We start from the raw sequence: 16,220 nt of genomic DNA, 5'->3' as shown, positions 1-16,220 counted from the left end.
CCTATACTTTCCACTGAAACCACCGGCCGTGGCCATCTGTTACTGCCAGCGTTTCCTTGTGTCCTTTCCCGTCTACATAGTAATCAAGATGGAGGTCTAGATCCCACATATTATTATAGAGGTGGAAAACGTCCCTTTCTTCACCGAGGTTTTGAATATGCTCACTTAATTTTATCTTAGCCTCGTGAGGTATCTGGTTGGCCACATGGGTATGAAAAACGCATATTGTTGAATCCTTAGTAATCTTCGATGCAATATTCGGAAGTAAAGACACGCCATCTTCCTCAACTAACTCTAAGGGTTGCTTTTCTAAACATAAAGCGGCTTTTTCAAAATAGGAAATCCGTTCTTTATGTTCTGGCCAAATTAACGCTTTCAGCCAAAGAAAATCTTCAGGATCATTTAGGTCATTTATGTGCAGATCTACACCGATCCTGGATGTTACTGGTGGGCTATGCTCAAGAAGGAATGGAATATTATCGCCTCTAATTTCAGCCGTAATCTCTAAAGCCGATTGTTCATTTCCGTACTTTTTGTTTGATTTATACGAGTAACTGTATTTATCCCAAAGGAGTTGCAATCCGGCACTTGTTCCTATTTCGATGAGAGCTAACGGTTTTTGCGATATTTTATGAATGTAGCAAAAGCTAGGGTACAAGTAAGAACAGCGTCTCACTTCGTTTGTTTGTACAAGCTTGTTTTCTAGAATCCGAATAATCTCATTTTCGTATTGCTTACAAAAATCCCTGAAATAATTAATTGCTGCCGATGAAGGTCGTGGTTCACCTACAATGCTTGCGTAATACTCAGCTAATTCGTGTTCTATCCCCCCTAATAGTAGATAGTGAACCGCACCCAATAAGAGGTTAGGAACAGGCTGTCCTGGTCTCGAATAAGCCGCTAGTTTAAGTAACTTCGGGTCATTGGCTATGTTTCCTGCAAGCTGCCCATATAGACTGCTGGAATCCTTACATTCCCTTTCAGCAAAAACCCTAAAACGCTCCGAAAGTACGTTCCTTTCCAAACCACACACCACCTTTTCTCAATTAGTGGTATGATAACATGAGTTTTTGATAAATATTAATCCATCATTTCTGTACGACATATAGAAAATATTTATCGGTAAAAAATTCAAGACAGGAAGAAAGATCAAATTTTCACGGTTAGTTTGATATGAAAGAAATGCTATTGTTGTTTCAATGCAATATCCTTATAAGTAATGTATTCTAAGGGTTCAATTTCCTGATATACCCTTATTTGATTCACATCAAATGTTGGATAAGGCATTAGTAATCTCTGCGCTTCTATTGCCATTTCATTAAGCTCATTTGAGTTCATACCAAAATAAGTCTTACCCAAAGTTAGATGAGGTACAAAGTCCTCAAGTTCGAAATACTTCTTAATTAGACTATCTGAAGGATTTATTAGTCTAACTATTTTATTATGTAGTTGATATAACTCTTGCGATTGCATGCTTAAATATACAACATAGTCGCCGAAAAATTTTGGTTCTGTCAGTGTAATCCGAAAAGATGGGAAATCCCTACACAGTGTTTCTAAATCATCTAGCCATCTTTTGTCTGGAGTTAATCCCCCTTGTGCTTTTAGAGTGATATGAGGCTCTACAACATTAATAAAACCATTGCTTTCCCAGTTTTTTTGAAAGGAAATGATTTTCTCTTTATAATCCAACGGTGGCACAATCCCTATGAAGTACTGCATTCTCTTCCTCCATTCCTCTTCCACTATTTCTTGGCATGAAACCCTGGCGAGCACAGAACGACTGACGTCTCGATCTGCCGCTCCGGTACATTCCAATATTTCCGAAGCAAGTTCCTCTTCTCGTCCGCATTTGCAAGACCAAAGCCATTCTTTAAATAAAACGAGATTGCCCAAGTTGCTGCTTCCCATGTACCGATCAAGATTGGCTTATCCGTAAGCTTTGTAATATGTATCAACAGCTTGGTTCCGATACCACCTTGGCGTTGATCTGTTCGAACATACGCGTGCCGAATCAAGGCAACCTCGCCTTTATCCTGAATTCCCATAACACCACAAAGCTCTCCATCATCTTCAAATCCCCAGAAGATGACGCCTTCCTCAATCTCTTGAATGAGTTCATCCCTTCTCATGTACGGTTCATGATACCGATCCTCCGGAATGACGCCTTGGTACGCCTTAGCTGCATCGTTAATAATCCGGTAAATGCCGTCCTCATCCTTCTTCTCGCACAATCGAATCATTCTACTCGACTCCTTAATTTCATTTGTTTTCAAGCCACTGTTCAAATTGCCGGTTGCATTCAGTATGAATGAACCGTAGCAGCTCCACTAAGTCTTTTAGTCGAGTCGCTTGTGACGAATATAGAGGCATTGGTTTCCGCCGTTTTATTGCGATCGCTTCTCTTATCAACTCATGCCATCGTTCTGGCAATTTTTTAAGTCCATATTCGCCCGCACCGATTTTGCTTGTGATATCCCGTTCCTCAATCGTGTAGAGTTGTCTCAGCATTCCAAGAGTACACCATTCAACTGCATCGTCTAATTGTTCTACCTCAGAGTGATTTTGTATGGCAATCGTTTCAAGTTTGCTCTCTAACCGATCTATCCAGCTAGTCCAATAAGTATTCATGTTGTTTATAACGTATTTTAACAATTCGTCCAGTGACGTGTCATATTCGAAGGGCAAATCATCCCCAAAGACACAAATTCCATGCTTTCGAAGAACCCACAACGTAATCGGATTTATATCTGCTCCTGTACCGTTAGTATGAATTTTTTTATTGTAATACGAAGCATAAACAGGGATATCTGTGTAGGATTTGCCAAGATCCTCTCTGCAAATATACGAGCCCATGATGTCCGTACCAGGAATTGCCTTTTCAACTTCTTCATGCACATCAGAAATTGCCTGTACTTCTAACTGGGTTAGGGGGCGTCTGATTAAAACTAGAAAGTCAATGTCGCTAGAATCTTCAATGTACGCCCCAAGTGCAGTTGAACCATAGACATAAACTGTTTCTAAGTTGTCTGCCAATTGAGTATGCAATGCACTGCATAACTCTCGCATAGTTAAGTCAACGCCAATAGGCAACATATTCCGTATCCTTCCGTATTTACGGTGGGGAAACAACAAATTTATAGGACAAGTGTACAAATCATTATTTACTCGTAATGTTCAATATTTTCAACGGGAGCCCATTCTGGGACAGTGTTCTTGCTGCTTTCAATATTTTCTATAGTAGAGAAAACATACCCGACAGGAAAACCGTTGTCCTTAACAACGATTACCTGACTATCTATCGCACTTTCATAGCTTTTTTTCATTCTAGTGTCAAAGTTCATTGCGTCAAAGATCTCTGGCCCAATTGTAGCCATTGATTTTTGAAATGCCATTAGTTCGTTGCACAGCTCTCTACACTGCTCAATATTTCCATCCTTAATAATAGTTATGTTTTCCATATCTTTACACCTTACACTTAAATAAATATCATATTTATGAATGTTTGAACAGCTTCAACCCCCTCAAATGACAAAAGCATATCGAATATTATATTAAGATAGGCAAATTTTAACTAAACGAGAAGGATGATGCATCATGACGAAAATAGCAGCGAAAAAACTAAATTTCCAAAGCGAGATTGAAGATTTAAGCTTAATGGCTGCATATCGCCTCAAAGTAACTGATAACCAAAAACTACAAGAGGAAATAGTTAGGTTGCGTATCGAACTGAACGAACTTAGCGGAAGACTTATAGATGCGGAAGATGAAGCTAACAAGTACAAAGAAATGTATCTTGCGCTTCGTCAGGGTCATTATTTGCTTATTCCAAATCCCTCTCCCCAATAGCCCTAAAGACTAAAAGCAGCATTCTGGAGGTACCGGCAATGAGATCGTTCGTGGATTTGTTGCTCATCCGTAACACCTAACTCGCGGAGACTATCGATCAAAGATATCGAAATCTGGCATATTTTTCGCAGTTCATTGATAACGTAGGTTTTTCCCGATCCACTAGAACCTGTTACGATCAAGTCCATTTTTCGCTCAATAAAACGTTCTTTCGTGAGTACGTGCATCAGCTCACCATTACATTCTTCGTTATCGCTTGTCAGCCCCGCAAGTATGCGGTCAAACTCAAAGCCTAGCTTCTCGAAAATTTTCAACGACGCCTTGTTCCTTGGATCAGCCTTGGCGTATAGTCGATCGAGTCCAATAACATCAAATGCGTATGCAGTCAACGCTGAAGAAGCTTCAGTTGCGTAGCCGTTACCCCAATAGTCACGACCAATCAAATAGTACAATTCTTTGTCAGTTACACTAAAATCAAGTACCCCTACACCGCACCATCCTATAAAGTCTCCTGTTGATTTGCTACGAATCGCGAACGAATATTATAACGGCATATATCGAAAGGTGTACTGTAGCTGTTCATCAACCACTTGAACACTCTTTTATAATCTTCAAACGTTAAGACACTTAAATGCATGTAAGTGAACAACTCCGAATTTTGCATTAGTTCAAAAGATTCCGTCATGTCGCTTTAATGTAAGGACGAATGATAAGGCGTTCTGTTTCTAAGCGCATCGTTGATAAGGCTGTTTCCATCTTTTTGGATCCTCCTAGTCTGTAATTGCCAAATGATTCAGACTGTTATCCAGATTTTAAATATCTTCTTCCCATCTATTAAATCATGTGAAGTATGCACCTTAATTTTTGAATTGTTGAAGCTTGCCCATGTCGGAAGATGCTCGAATAAATATGCGTAAACTTTATAATCTGGAGTCGCGTACCCAACGTTAACTCTTAGACCCCCTCCAAAGTCAGGATAAAGTGAATCCGCCCATTGATAAACTTCCCAATCGGAGTCCATTATTCTATTAGCTTCCTTGTATTTCTCATTAATCCATTCAATGTCCATTCGTAACCCCTAAAGTTGAAAATAACTGCTCATTTTTAACTTCAATTACATACTCCATGTACACAAAATCTCTACCACTATTATTTTCATACCATTTATTTACTCTTTGTACATGTTCAATGTCACTCCTGACATTGGATTCTATTTCTTTATACCTTTCATAGCTGTCATACTCCCAAATAGCGAATATTTCAGTGGTCGTATCCGTATTAGGAGCCATCCATCTTCCCACTAATCGAGAGCCATGTTTAACTTGATTAGGTAAATTAGTTTAAAAGGGACCAGCCGAAGCGCTCCTACGATCCAGCTGGTGTGACCATCTGCTATTCTTCTTCAAACAACCGTTCGCCTTTATGCAGCCTCTGGGCAATTTTAGCTGTATGTGGGAGCTCGCGCGCGGTTGGTGCGTGTGCCGCCAAATATCGGGTGCAAGCAAGCAGCATCGTTTCTTTGGCCTTCTCCGCAAATGAGCCTGCCGCCGCTTGCCAGCGGTCGTATTCGGCCACTGCGGCTTCATACATTTGGAAAGAATGGAATTCCGCATCCTCCCGCAACAGCGCATGGCCAAGCGTGTTAAGCAGCGCTCCCGGCTCACCACCGCCATGAATGTAGTCCATCACCCATTGCGCGGCCGGTCCGATCTGCTGGCGCAAATCAAGCAAATCGAGCAGTTCCTGATGGTTGGCCGACGCGGCTGAGCCGGACGGCTTCGGACGTGCGGCTGTCGGCACGTTTAAGAAACGGTCAAGATATACGCTGACGGCTCCGTGAAAAATCGCCCGCTGCAGCAGCGGCTCATCCGATTGCAGCAGCCTTTCATGCACGGCGTGAGCATAAGTGAACGTATGGAGTACTGCAATCCAATCGCCGAAATCGTTCTGCGTATGGAAACGAACGATCCGTTCCGCGGCGGCCAAAGCAACGAGCTGCGCCAATTGCGCCGGAGCCGTTCCCGCGATGAGCAGGTCGCGCAGCAAAGCGATCGTCTGCTCCGGAGTATCGCTCAGCAACTGCTGCAGCAATTGCTCTTCCGTATCAGCAGATAGCCTCGCATTCTTAGACCCCCCGGCGAGCTTCGCCTGCGCCGCATTCTGCTCCAGCTCGTTGACCACTTGCTTGATCGGCTCTACGAGGTTCAGCGGCGCCTGCCACTGGTGAAGCTCCTCGCTCCGTGTCGGACGAGCCATCATCGGTACGAGCGAAGTTAAAATCCTCTCCTTTTGCGACACCTCCGCCCAATCCAGCGCCTCAAAAGCTTTGCTGTGGAAATCGAACATATGCCCGCCGTCCAAGTAAAAGTGATCTGTTGCGGCGACAAGCATCATTTCCGACAGCCGCTTCGTATCAATGCCTTTCATAATGGCGGTGATCAGCACTTTCTCAGCGCCCTGCGTATCCCGCACCTCTATGCAACTGCGATACCACTCGGTCAACCGATCGAACGGCACGTCCGCCGTCGGCAGCGCCGACAGCAAGTGACGGGTTCCTCTACCCGAGCTGCCTCGAGCGACATGGACAAGGCCTTGGTACAAGGCGAGTATTTTGCCGTTCTTGTCCAGCTTGTCGACGCTTTGCGTCATCGCGGTAAGAATCGTAAGTCCGGCGTTCCAGCCCGTACCATATGTCGTGCCGAATTCAATGCCAATGCGGGCGATGTCCTGCTCCGGCACTCCCGCTTCGATCAGTCCGACGACCGCTTTCGCGATGACGATGCCGATATTTTGCTCGAGTCCTTCTTTCAGTCTATGCTTATATTTTTCCGTACCTTCCGTTCTTCTGGAAACCGGATTTACCCACACTTCGCCGCCGTCGACCCGTACTTCATACGACGGAACATCGTCCGCCCACGGATCAAGCGTACCCCCGCTGCAGATGTCAAACCGGGCATGATGCCAATGGCACGTCAAAATCCCGTCGCACAAGCTCCCCATATGGAGCGGAAAGCCTAAATGCGGGCAGCGGTTGTCCACCGCGTATACTTGGTCTTCATGATAAAAAACAGCGATACCGCCTCGTATAACCTTTGCGGTCTCTTGTTTAAGCGCTTCCAAATTACCTGCTGAAATCCAGTTTAAACTGACACTCATCGATAGAGCCTCCTTTATTTTTTTTCTGGACAAGCTGGTCGACTATATGACGACCGATGTTACCTGTTGCTCCCGTTACTAATATAGTCATCGTTTATCCTCCTCACCTATTTTTTTTAGCGTAACATATCTTTATATACTTATTCAATATTTATGTATGTTAAGTGCAATGAATTTAGACGTAAGGAAACGTAGTTATGTAACATATCGAGCTCACGGATATTCTTATTCTGAAAGTAAGATTCTGTACAGCTTATAGCCAGTCTCCAGTGGAATGCCACGCCCGTCTGTAGTGTGCTAATGAACAGAAAGTGTTGAATAACAGGCAAACGCCGGTAAAAAAATAACCCCCGCCTAATAACAAAGCGGGAATTGCGTGCAAATATTACAAATAAGAGTTACGTAAATACGTACGGCTGAAGCTTCCGATATTACTGAAGTACGTTTTTTGAAAAAATAAAGATAACCTCTTTAGCGTTATGTTTTTTGCGCATTTCTTCCTGCGTGATCTTACCATTCTCATAGTCTTTTATTGGAATTCTTTCGTATTCTTCATGATGGGGACCCTTTGCTACTAATTCATAGGGCAAAAATCCATTTTTCATATAAAAATGTTCAACTTTCGGATCATCGGCAGCGCCGAGATCCATTTTTCTATAGCCTTTAGATTTGACCGCTTCTTCAAATTTCGCGATCAGCTTTGAACCGATTCCGGTTCTCAAATAATTTTTTGTCTCTTCATGACTAACGGCAATGCCTTGCAGATTAATAGATGAGTCATCTTTATGCGAAGGGTGCCCGTAGCATATTCCGACTAATTCATCTACCATAAACGCTGCTAGGTATAAATCATGATTTATTTCGATTCTGTTTACGAAATCATTAAAGCTCTCTTGATCCAAATATTCACACTGAAAAGCATGAACTCGTGCATACTCTTCCTTATTAATCGATCGTATGTCTAACGAACGCAAGCCATCAAAATAAGCTGTTACAAAAACGGCAGGCGAATTCCAATAAATGGTCATCTCATTCGTGGAGTAACTATCTTCGTGATCGACAAAGCATTTGGCCGGCGGCAATCCTTGGAGTGTCCGCTTCGCGTACTCATCCTGCAAGTTGCGATTAGGTCCGCCGGCTACCATGCCCGGGACAGGTTCAAGGATGCCATCGCCAACAGATGGACGATGATGCGGATTCATTACGGCATCGCTTCCGATACCCGTTACATAACTGAGGCCCATAGAGTTCAAACCGAGAAGATAGTGCAGATGATTCAACGCTGCATCTCCATACTTGTCATCCCCGGTAAACTGCTTCGTGATGATCAGATGCATCGCCTGATTCATCAGGACCATATTGCTTCCCCAGATGTATTGATCCGGCGCCAAAGTGATCTGGTATCCGTCGCTATCGCATCTGGCTCTTAACTTATCTGCTTGTTCATGCCAGCCTCTCATCAGCTTTTGATAGGTTGCGTGGTTTGAATGGTCATGCCCGCCAAGCAAATAAGACAGCGTTCCGTAACCGGCAGTATCCGCCCAACCGAGTTCGTAGAGCAGTAAGTCAGGCTGTTCTAACGCCGATAGAAACGCGTCATGATAGACTGCTCGACCTGTGGTCCGGAACAGTTCCGCACTGGCCCAATACTTCTCGTCGCCTAAGACGGTGTCGCCATATTCGCCGGTATGGATATCCGGAGGATTTATAAATCCTCCGGATGTAGGGTTTTCGCAAATCCAATTCCATGCCTTTTCTGCAGCTTTCAGACACTCTTCCGCAAATGAAGCGTCAAACATACGATACAACCTTGAAGCCATTGCCATTACGGCCGCGAAAGTCGCAGTAGCCGCATAGGAATGGGGAGAGAAGACTAGCTCCGCCGTATCGTCTTCCGGCATTACACTGAGCCCCGGGAATGATTTCGTTGTTACTTTATGATAGACGGCACCATCAGAAGAGCGCTGCATTCTGAAAAGAAACTCCAGCTCGTAACGTACCTCGTTCAATATATCCGGCACACCGTTGCCGGACTCCGGAATATTCATCGTCCGTTCGAACGGAGAAGGAAAGAACTCGTAAGTAAGCATCAAATCTGCGACAGCCTTCGCGGCAGCCACCGTGTATTTCCCATAATCGCCAGCATCATGCCAGCCGCCGGACGACGGGAGCAGCTCCGAATTGTTTCCGTGAACAGAGCCATGTGCCTGATGGCATGCTTTGTGCGACCAAACCCCTGCGTAGCGGATTTCCAAGTCCATTCCGCAGCGCTGGAAATAAAAACTTTTTAACAAAGCGTCTGTAACGTCATTATAAACATCTTGCGCTACGATAAATGGGTAGGATCTTCCTATTTCAGGAATACGTACCACGTAGGTACCGTCGGCACGTAATTCAGAGAACTCCCCCCGAAATACGTTTTCCCCGCTGGAAGTACCCGCAATCGGTCCTGTTAATTCACCGGTAAATGCAAGGCTGCCATTTGTCTCGTCAACAATCTCAAACCGCTCGCAAGCATCGGTAACAATAAAATACTTGGGATCAGATGGACGATAGCCAACCTGATTTACATGAATCCGTCGATTTGCCAGTGTCACGAACACATCTCCTCTTCTATTTAAACCGCCGGATTATCTATGTTTCCCATACCATTCTTTCAGAACCCGTTCCGCTTTCTTGCCGTATATATCAAATCCGACATTGGATTTAGCCGCTTCCTGGTCATAGAGCTTTACGCTCCAGTCCCACCAGAAAAATCCGGCAAACCACGTTTCTTCCCAGAACACCTTTAAGACCGAGCTGTAGAAGTTAGCTTGTTCCTCTTCATTAAATGGAAGCTCCTTGTGCATAAAATCCCAGGGCATCGTTGCGCATCCCAATGCGCTTCGGCAGCCTATTTCCATGAAAATGACCGGAATGCCCAACTTCTCATGAAGCAAAGCCATTTTGTCGCGCACCGGCAGCCAGTTTGCAATCATTGCCTCCTCACTGTCTCCAGGCTGATTAGCTACCGGGTAATAAGCGCTCGTACCGATCAGGTCCACTTGGTCGAACCACTTGATTCGTTCTTCCGAACCGTGGTTCGCATTATAAACGATCGGACCGTCGTAAAGTTGTCGAATCTGTTCGATCAGTCGCGTCCAATGCTCATCTTTAGGTTCTGTCTTGACCATTTCACAGCCTATGCAGAACATCTCGCAGTTCAATTCCTGAGCAAGCTCAGCGTAATGGCACAGAAAATTGCCGTACGAGCGAAACCACGCGTCCCAATAAGGCTCGGCCCCTGCTTCTTCGGGAAATCCGATATGCGCCCTCCAGATCCCGTCCTTGGAATTGACTACCGGCTTAAGACATACTTTGAGTCCGAGCGCTTTGGCCTCCTTTACTGCATGTTCGATATCCCGGTCCGTCATGGTCAATCCGTAATCAAATGGAATCTCTGTCGAGTAAACGTTATTTTGTAAAGTATAAAAGGATAATGCGATCCATTCGCTGCCGGTCTCTTTCAGCTTTCGGAGAGAATCAATTGCATAGGGCTGCCTGTAGGAACCGCGGGAACTGTTCCATCCATATGTCATACCTTTGATGAACAAATCATTGGGCAACGCGTTTCTCTCCTTTAGGGTGTTATTCAGGTAATGGATAACTTTCTAGGTCGGGCAGCTCGTCGCGCGTCACCGTGAATGCGTGGTGATATACCTTCTGCAGCATATCCCGTTCTGTATACTGCTCGGACACTACCGCAAAGCCGTCGTTGTCCTGCTTCTGCACGAATGTGCCATACCAAGTGCAGTTCCAAGCCCAGAGAGCTCCGTCCGCAAGCATGCTATCAGGATCGGGAAGCGGTCCGTTCTCCGATAGTGCAATGATTTTGGTTGCTGAGGTATAATCAAGAGCCTGGCGGAATCGCTTTACATTCGAGCTGTAATTCTTCTCCGGCGAGTAAATATCTTCACCGATGATGTCGACGAATTCGTCGCCGGGATACCAGTCCTTATGCTGGCCGTTCCAAACCCAAATCAGGTTATGAAGTTCATGCTTATTTGTCATCCGTTCATACATGAGCTTCCACAACTTTATACATGGCTCCGCGCCTTTAGCACCCCACCAGAACCAAGCGCCGGAAGCCTCATGCAGCGGCCTCCATAGGACTGGCACGCCTGCATCCCTTAACTTGGCCAAAAGAGCTGAAATAACATCGATATCACGAAGCAGCAATGCGTAGTCCTCAGATGTCGGATCGTCCATTGCATGCGAAATATCGAATGTCGTTGCAGTAGTATAGAAACCCCGGTGCCAACCGTTGTCAGGCTGTTGGTCGATCAGATCCTTAGGCGCGTTCCAATGCCAGCAAAAAGTTACGATACCGCCGTCTTCCCACCATTTTAGCGCAAGCTCCGTATCGGTCCCGACCGTCCCCCATTCCACTCGGGAGGGGGAATCGTTCATGAAATCGAAGCCGCCGATTGCCGGATATTTACCTGTTTCGTTATGAATGACGTCCATCTCGGGCGTTGAGAGCACGCCGATTTGTTGCCCTGTCAGCATTCGTTTCCCGTAGGTGTCACACAAATAGGCCATAAGCCGTTTGGCGCAATCGTCGGCGTGCTTGTTGATTAGTTTGGGTTCTACTTGCAATCGGCGATTCCAAGCGATATTCGCCATACTCCATCTCCCCTTCGATTGTTCATATTTGCTTGTCCCCTCACGCGGCCATTAACCGACCACGCCTGTGCGCTCTACGCTCTCTACGAAGAACCTCTGTACGAAGAGATACATAATAATGAGCGGTGCAATCGCCAGCAATATGCCCGTGTCGACAATCATAGAAACAAGGTTCGGGTCAACTTTCACGTTCGATCCGGCGCCAACGCCGAGAATACCCGGCAAGTATTGGTTCGCATCTGCCGGCAGAGAAGCAACCTTAATGGCCATGAGATTGCTTTGGCTCATAAACAGCGATGTGTAGAACGTATCGTTATACTGCCAAACAAAAGCAAAAAGCGTTACGGTGATCAAAGGAGGAATTGCATTAGGCAGCATGATCGTAAAGAAGGTTCGGAACCCCCCCGCTCCGTCGATGAGCGCCGCTTCCTCTATTTCCCCAGGCATGCCGCGGAAAAATTGCCGGAAAATATAAATGTACAATCCGGATTTCAACCCATTGGCAAGCGCTGCCGTGATGAGAGACGGCCCATACGTATTCAGCATGTTGATACCGTCTTTACCTGTGACCAGATTCATCAAACCTAAGACGTCAAAGCTGCGAAAATGTAAATACATGGGCACCATCAGCGTGCTTGATGGAATCAATATCGTCAAAATGACGAACGTAAACAGAATATTTCTTCCCGGGAATGAGAACCTCGCGAAACCGTAGCCTGCAAGCGCGCAAGATGCGGCCTGAAGAAGTGTCGTCGAAGCTGCGAAAAGCAGCGTGTTCTTCAGTAGCGGCCAGTAATCCAATACGCCCATCGCCAGACGTATATTCTCTGTCGAAAAATGAACGGGAATCATGTAAATCGTCGGGTTGTAGATGTCTACCTTGTCCTTGATGGCAACTGAAATCTGCTGAATGAGCGGGTAAATGATGACAAACGAGATCCCGATGATCAGGATGTAACGAAATAGCGCCCACAGCAGTTCGATCGATTTGTTTCGTGCTTTTTGCATACGCACGACAACAACCTCGTTATCCATAAGTGATACTTTCAAGCTATTCCCCTCCTTCTCGATCAGTTATAGTAGAACACTTTTCTGGAGACCAGGATGCCGACGACAATGAGAACGATACTGATGACAAGCGTGTATATCCAGGACATCGAGGCGCTTAAACCGAAATTTTGCGCCTGAAACGCTGTTGTGTAAATCGTTCTTGTCAGTTGGCTTTCAGTAAACGAGTCAATAATCGTATAGATGATGTTCGTTAGAATCAATGGACTAACCATCGGAAATGTAATCTTCCAGAACGTTTCGTATGGCGTAGCGCCTTCCATCTTTGCTACTTCGTACATCGTCACCGGAACAGACTGAAGCGCCGCAAGGAAGATTAGAATTTGGACGCCGGAGCTGCTGATGATTTCATAGATTCGTTGCACGGCATCCACGATATACTCGATGAATATATCGGGCAGACCCGCTTGAGCGAGCATAAATACGAGCGAGAGCGGGTCGAATCCGTTTTGGGCAAGTCCCAGTTCCTGCGCGACCTCCGAACTGCCCGTAAGTTGAATTAACCCGGAAGACTGGGCAGAAGCGACGGCTCCCGAAGCCAGAATAACGGGAAGAAAAAATATAGCTCTGGCAATAGGGCGCCCTTTGAATTTCGAATTCAGCAACGTGGCCGTAAACAAGCTGAAGAATAAGATCATCGGTACGTTCCATGCCATCTCCGACAAGGATTGGGTAAGAATCCGGTTGTAGTTCGGATCTACGAAGAGAGCATCTTTAAAGTTTTTCAACCCGATGAAGTCGAGTGTATACCCGCCTGGAGCCACCTTCAGCTCGCTAAAGCTGAAACGCAGCGATTGTATAAGCGGCGTCGCGAATAGAAATACGAAGCCAAGCAGCCACGGCGTAATAAATGCGACTCCGAGAAATGCGCGTTTTTGCTTCAAGGTTAATCGTCTTATGTTCACTGGTTGTCACCGCCTACCGAAAAATTTTTCGCATCGATCTGAACTCCGTTAACGGTGACAGGCTTTTCCGTATAGTTCACATAAACGGAAGTTCCGTTATCGTAACGCACCTGGGCAACGCCGGGTTCGTGCTGGATATGTTCGATGATCGATTTGGATTGCAAGCCAGCCAGCGCTTTGTTGACTTTACTGTATAGCCCGGCAGCTTCTTTGAGCCATTCCGAATAATGCGTGGAAAATAGCGATTCGTAAGACGTAAACTTCAGCTTAGAGGATGATTCGTACGACCAATAGAAGTGCGGTGCAGCGCCATACTCTATCGAACGCAGCATATGGTAAGTCAGATCTTGATTGTCATCCAAGTTGATAGGTGAGCCGGAATAATCCTTGTAACCATGTATGACCATTTCATAGAATGGAATTTCTTGATCCGTAATGCTGAAACCGCTTGAGGCCATCGGCACGTCGATCAACTGATCTGCATATTTCAGCGCATAAGCATTGCCTCCGGAAAGCATGATGTTCGTATAGCTATTTTCCAGCTTGCCAAGCTGCTCCGTTACAATGTTCTTCGCGACATCACGGAAAACAACGCGGCTCACCCGGTAGTCGGCCTGCAGCAAATCACCCAAATCACGGAGTGAGACGGATTCTAAACCATAGTTATTGTAGCTGTCGATGAACCGATCGACGAAATATGGAAGCTTCACCGGAGAAAGCAAGTAGAATGAGCCAAGCGATATATCCATCGCATTGAATGCACGATTGATAGGCGACAGCTTGGCTTGTTCGCGCGTAATGAAGCGCGCCGCATCGGAGGCCGGTTTAAAGTCCCTGTTCTCGCGAAGCACGTGTTGGAACGCGACATCCGGATACAAGTTGCCGCCCATCGATTGAAGCTGCTCTGACAGCTTCTTAAGATCTGCTTTGCTGCCCAGCTCGCTATCCAGTTTTACATTTTTCGGAATCTTATGATCGATTCCTTCATTAAACCAGCCCATATAACGCATTTGAACATTGGAAACGCCGGCTTCTTTCATCTGCTCAGCAATTTGTCCGGCTTGTTCAAAGGTGGTCATCGGCATCAGCCCCTTGTAAGGAATGCCCAGGAACGACTTGCGTTTGTCCACTGCACCCAGCACGTCAAGATAGAAAGGCAGTTCGTCGTCTGCTTTCTTAGGCTTAAGAACGCCTTCCTGAACCAACTTCTCGCGGTACAGCTTCGCCATGCCAGAGTAATTCGCATCGCTTCCGGACAAGAAGTTATACCGGACCTGAAGATCTCCTTCGAAACGATCATCGGTCAGGAGCTGAATCTCGTCTGCCTTGTTGCCTTTGTAGAGCTCAAGCACATCTTCTCCGCGAATGGCAAAACTAGCATAAGCGCTGTTATAAGAGTTTTTCCTGCCGCTGATATCGGCGTTGATACTGGCAATGCCTTCGCCTTTCTCGATCGAAGCGAACCAGGCATCGTCACCGGATTTCAATCCGAATACCGGAAGCCGCACGGATTCGGATACTTGACCGCGGCGACGGGAGTTGTTGTTCTCGTCTTCGCCGTAAACGCGTTGCGCGTAGACCTCTTCGCCTATTTTCCCGTTGTTTAGTTCAATCAAGCTTCCGGAACCGTCCGGTACGAGCATATAGCCTTTTTCATCAGTACCGGCTGCGCCGAAGAAATCGAGCAGTTCCAGCGTGCGGATTTGATAGCCTTTGCTTTCCTTTATCTCGTTCACAGGCACATGGATGAGCAGTGAATCGCCGGAGACTCGGTACTCCATCGGAATAATAAAATTTGGACGGCTCGCTCCCGCCGCGGCAGACAAGCCGTTCTCTTGATTGTCCACCGCCAAATCCTGTGCCGTATAGCCTGCTTTCGCGAAGGCATCGAGCATTCTGCTCAGAACCAGTGCTCTGGAAACCGCTGTATCGAGCCTCTCCAGCACTTCCGGATTGTCATCAAGCGGAAAGTAACGGTTGCCTACGTATTTCGCCGTCGCTTCATCGAGCTTGCTGTACACTTTCTCTTCCATGCGCTTCTTGCTGATTCTTTTTGGCAGCGCATCGATACCGAGAGACGTATCACCTATCGTATACGTAATCCGAATGCCGTTCTCAATGCCCTCCGCCTTGAACTGCTTACGCTGAATACTATCCGTAAAGTTCGTGATAGTTCCAAGCGTCCCTATGGAATCTCTGTAGTTGATGGATACTTGAGCGGCAAGCCGGTCCTTCTCGAAAGGCGACGCTTTGGCGTCTGCTCCCAGATCGGCCGGATTGCTGCGCCATACTTTACCGCTGCTCCGATTGAGCACGGCTATCTCGGTCGTGTCCGGGTTGAAATATAGCGCCAGCGCATCAGATTGCGCTGCGAGCTTCATGCCATTAACGGCAGCATCGCTATCCGGTAGATAAGTAAGATCCGTAGCCGCAGCCGGCTTTATGTCTGTTTGCGCATATGCGCTCACCTCGACCGCCGGCGCTCCTTTCGTTGACAGGCTGTAAGCGAAAGCCGAGATACCAACAATCCCGATACAGGCCAGCGCCGCATACCATTTCGTTCGATTTTTCAAGGGT

The 16,220-nt window shown here is 46.3% G+C and carries 15 protein-coding genes and 1 pseudogene; 1 reads left to right on the top strand and 15 read right to left on the bottom strand.

Annotated elements, in window-relative coordinates; all coding sequences use genetic code 11:
- Position 1: 1 nt before the first annotated feature.
- The 5 genes from E2980_RS20255 to E2980_RS20235 all read right to left on the bottom strand — a co-directional run bounded on the left by E2980_RS20255 (position 2) and on the right by E2980_RS20235 (position 3,461).
- A complete protein-coding gene (locus E2980_RS20255) occupies positions 2 to 1,024 on the bottom strand; it encodes a DUF2332 domain-containing protein (protein WP_135154040.1) in 1,023 nt (340 codons plus the stop codon).
- Between the two features lie 161 nt (positions 1,025 to 1,185).
- Positions 1,186 to 1,722 (bottom strand): 2'-5' RNA ligase family protein, encoded by a 537-nt coding sequence (locus tag E2980_RS20250; RefSeq protein WP_135154039.1) that lies wholly within the window; start codon positions 1,720 to 1,722, stop codon positions 1,186 to 1,188.
- 23 nt (positions 1,723 to 1,745) lie between these two features.
- Positions 1,746 to 2,243 (bottom strand): GNAT family N-acetyltransferase, encoded by a 498-nt coding sequence (locus E2980_RS20245; RefSeq protein WP_135154038.1) that lies wholly within the window; start codon positions 2,241 to 2,243, stop codon positions 1,746 to 1,748.
- A gap of 19 nt (positions 2,244 to 2,262) precedes the next feature.
- Positions 2,263 to 3,096 carry a nucleotidyltransferase domain-containing protein gene (locus E2980_RS20240; RefSeq protein WP_135154037.1) on the bottom strand — a complete coding sequence of 278 codons (834 nt, stop codon included), beginning with the start codon at positions 3,094 to 3,096 and terminating at the stop codon, positions 2,263 to 2,265.
- 68 nt (positions 3,097 to 3,164) lie between these two features.
- Positions 3,165 to 3,461 (bottom strand): hypothetical protein, encoded by a 297-nt coding sequence (locus tag E2980_RS20235; protein WP_205700005.1) that lies wholly within the window; start codon positions 3,459 to 3,461, stop codon positions 3,165 to 3,167.
- A gap of 136 nt (positions 3,462 to 3,597) precedes the next feature.
- Between E2980_RS20235 and E2980_RS20230 the strand changes: the two genes are divergently transcribed.
- Positions 3,598 to 3,849, top strand: a complete 252-nt coding sequence (locus tag E2980_RS20230; RefSeq protein ID WP_135154036.1) for a hypothetical protein — start codon at positions 3,598 to 3,600, stop codon at positions 3,847 to 3,849.
- Between the two features lie 2 nt (positions 3,850 to 3,851).
- On the opposite strand, the gene E2980_RS20225 is transcribed toward E2980_RS20230, so the two are convergent.
- The 10 genes and pseudogenes from E2980_RS20225 to E2980_RS20175 form a co-directional block, all read right to left on the bottom strand.
- The gene (locus tag E2980_RS20225; RefSeq protein ID WP_240703119.1) at positions 3,852 to 4,352 is read right to left on the bottom strand and encodes a GNAT family N-acetyltransferase; all 501 of its coding nucleotides are present in this window, start codon (positions 4,350 to 4,352) and stop codon (positions 3,852 to 3,854) included.
- A 290-nt stretch (positions 4,353 to 4,642) separates the two neighbouring features.
- Complete coding sequence (locus tag E2980_RS20220) at positions 4,643 to 4,918, bottom strand: hypothetical protein (RefSeq protein ID WP_135154035.1); 276 nt, start codon at positions 4,916 to 4,918, stop codon at positions 4,643 to 4,645.
- A pseudogene (locus E2980_RS20215) lies at positions 4,908 to 5,189 on the bottom strand (NIPSNAP family protein); the annotation flags it as partial. The gene E2980_RS20220 and the pseudogene E2980_RS20215, both read right to left, overlap by 11 nt.
- Positions 5,190 to 5,241: 52 nt before the next feature.
- Positions 5,242 to 7,005, bottom strand: coding sequence for a Rieske (2Fe-2S) protein (locus E2980_RS20210; protein WP_135154034.1), 1,764 nt, complete (start codon positions 7,003 to 7,005; stop codon positions 5,242 to 5,244).
- A 431-nt stretch (positions 7,006 to 7,436) separates the two neighbouring features.
- Positions 7,437 to 9,602 (bottom strand): GNAT family N-acetyltransferase, encoded by a 2,166-nt coding sequence (locus tag E2980_RS20200; RefSeq protein ID WP_167747200.1) that lies wholly within the window; start codon positions 9,600 to 9,602, stop codon positions 7,437 to 7,439.
- 33 nt (positions 9,603 to 9,635) lie between these two features.
- On the bottom strand, positions 9,636 to 10,610 hold the full coding sequence (locus E2980_RS20195) for a glycoside hydrolase family 113 (RefSeq protein WP_420808666.1): 975 nt from the start codon (positions 10,608 to 10,610) through the stop codon (positions 9,636 to 9,638).
- A gap of 22 nt (positions 10,611 to 10,632) precedes the next feature.
- A complete protein-coding gene (locus tag E2980_RS20190) occupies positions 10,633 to 11,670 on the bottom strand; it encodes a glycosyl hydrolase (protein WP_135154033.1) in 1,038 nt (345 codons plus the stop codon).
- A gap of 51 nt (positions 11,671 to 11,721) precedes the next feature.
- Positions 11,722 to 12,705 (bottom strand): carbohydrate ABC transporter permease, encoded by a 984-nt coding sequence (locus E2980_RS20185; protein WP_338080732.1) that lies wholly within the window; start codon positions 12,703 to 12,705, stop codon positions 11,722 to 11,724.
- A 35-nt stretch (positions 12,706 to 12,740) separates the two neighbouring features.
- The gene (locus tag E2980_RS20180) at positions 12,741 to 13,643 is read right to left on the bottom strand and encodes a carbohydrate ABC transporter permease (protein WP_135154032.1); all 903 of its coding nucleotides are present in this window, start codon (positions 13,641 to 13,643) and stop codon (positions 12,741 to 12,743) included.
- Positions 13,640 to 16,216, bottom strand: a complete 2,577-nt coding sequence (locus tag E2980_RS20175) for a DUF5696 domain-containing protein (protein ID WP_135154031.1) — start codon at positions 16,214 to 16,216, stop codon at positions 13,640 to 13,642. The genes E2980_RS20180 and E2980_RS20175 overlap by 4 nt, the downstream gene beginning before the upstream one ends.
- Positions 16,217 to 16,220 lie beyond the last annotated feature (4 nt).

Origin of the sequence: Cohnella luojiensis (genome assembly GCF_004564235.1) — a bacterium.
Lineage (GTDB): Bacteria > Bacillota > Bacilli > Paenibacillales > Paenibacillaceae > Cohnella > Cohnella luojiensis.
Note: the sequence above shows the minus strand (reverse complement) of the source record. Positions and strands in the feature narration are given on the sequence as shown.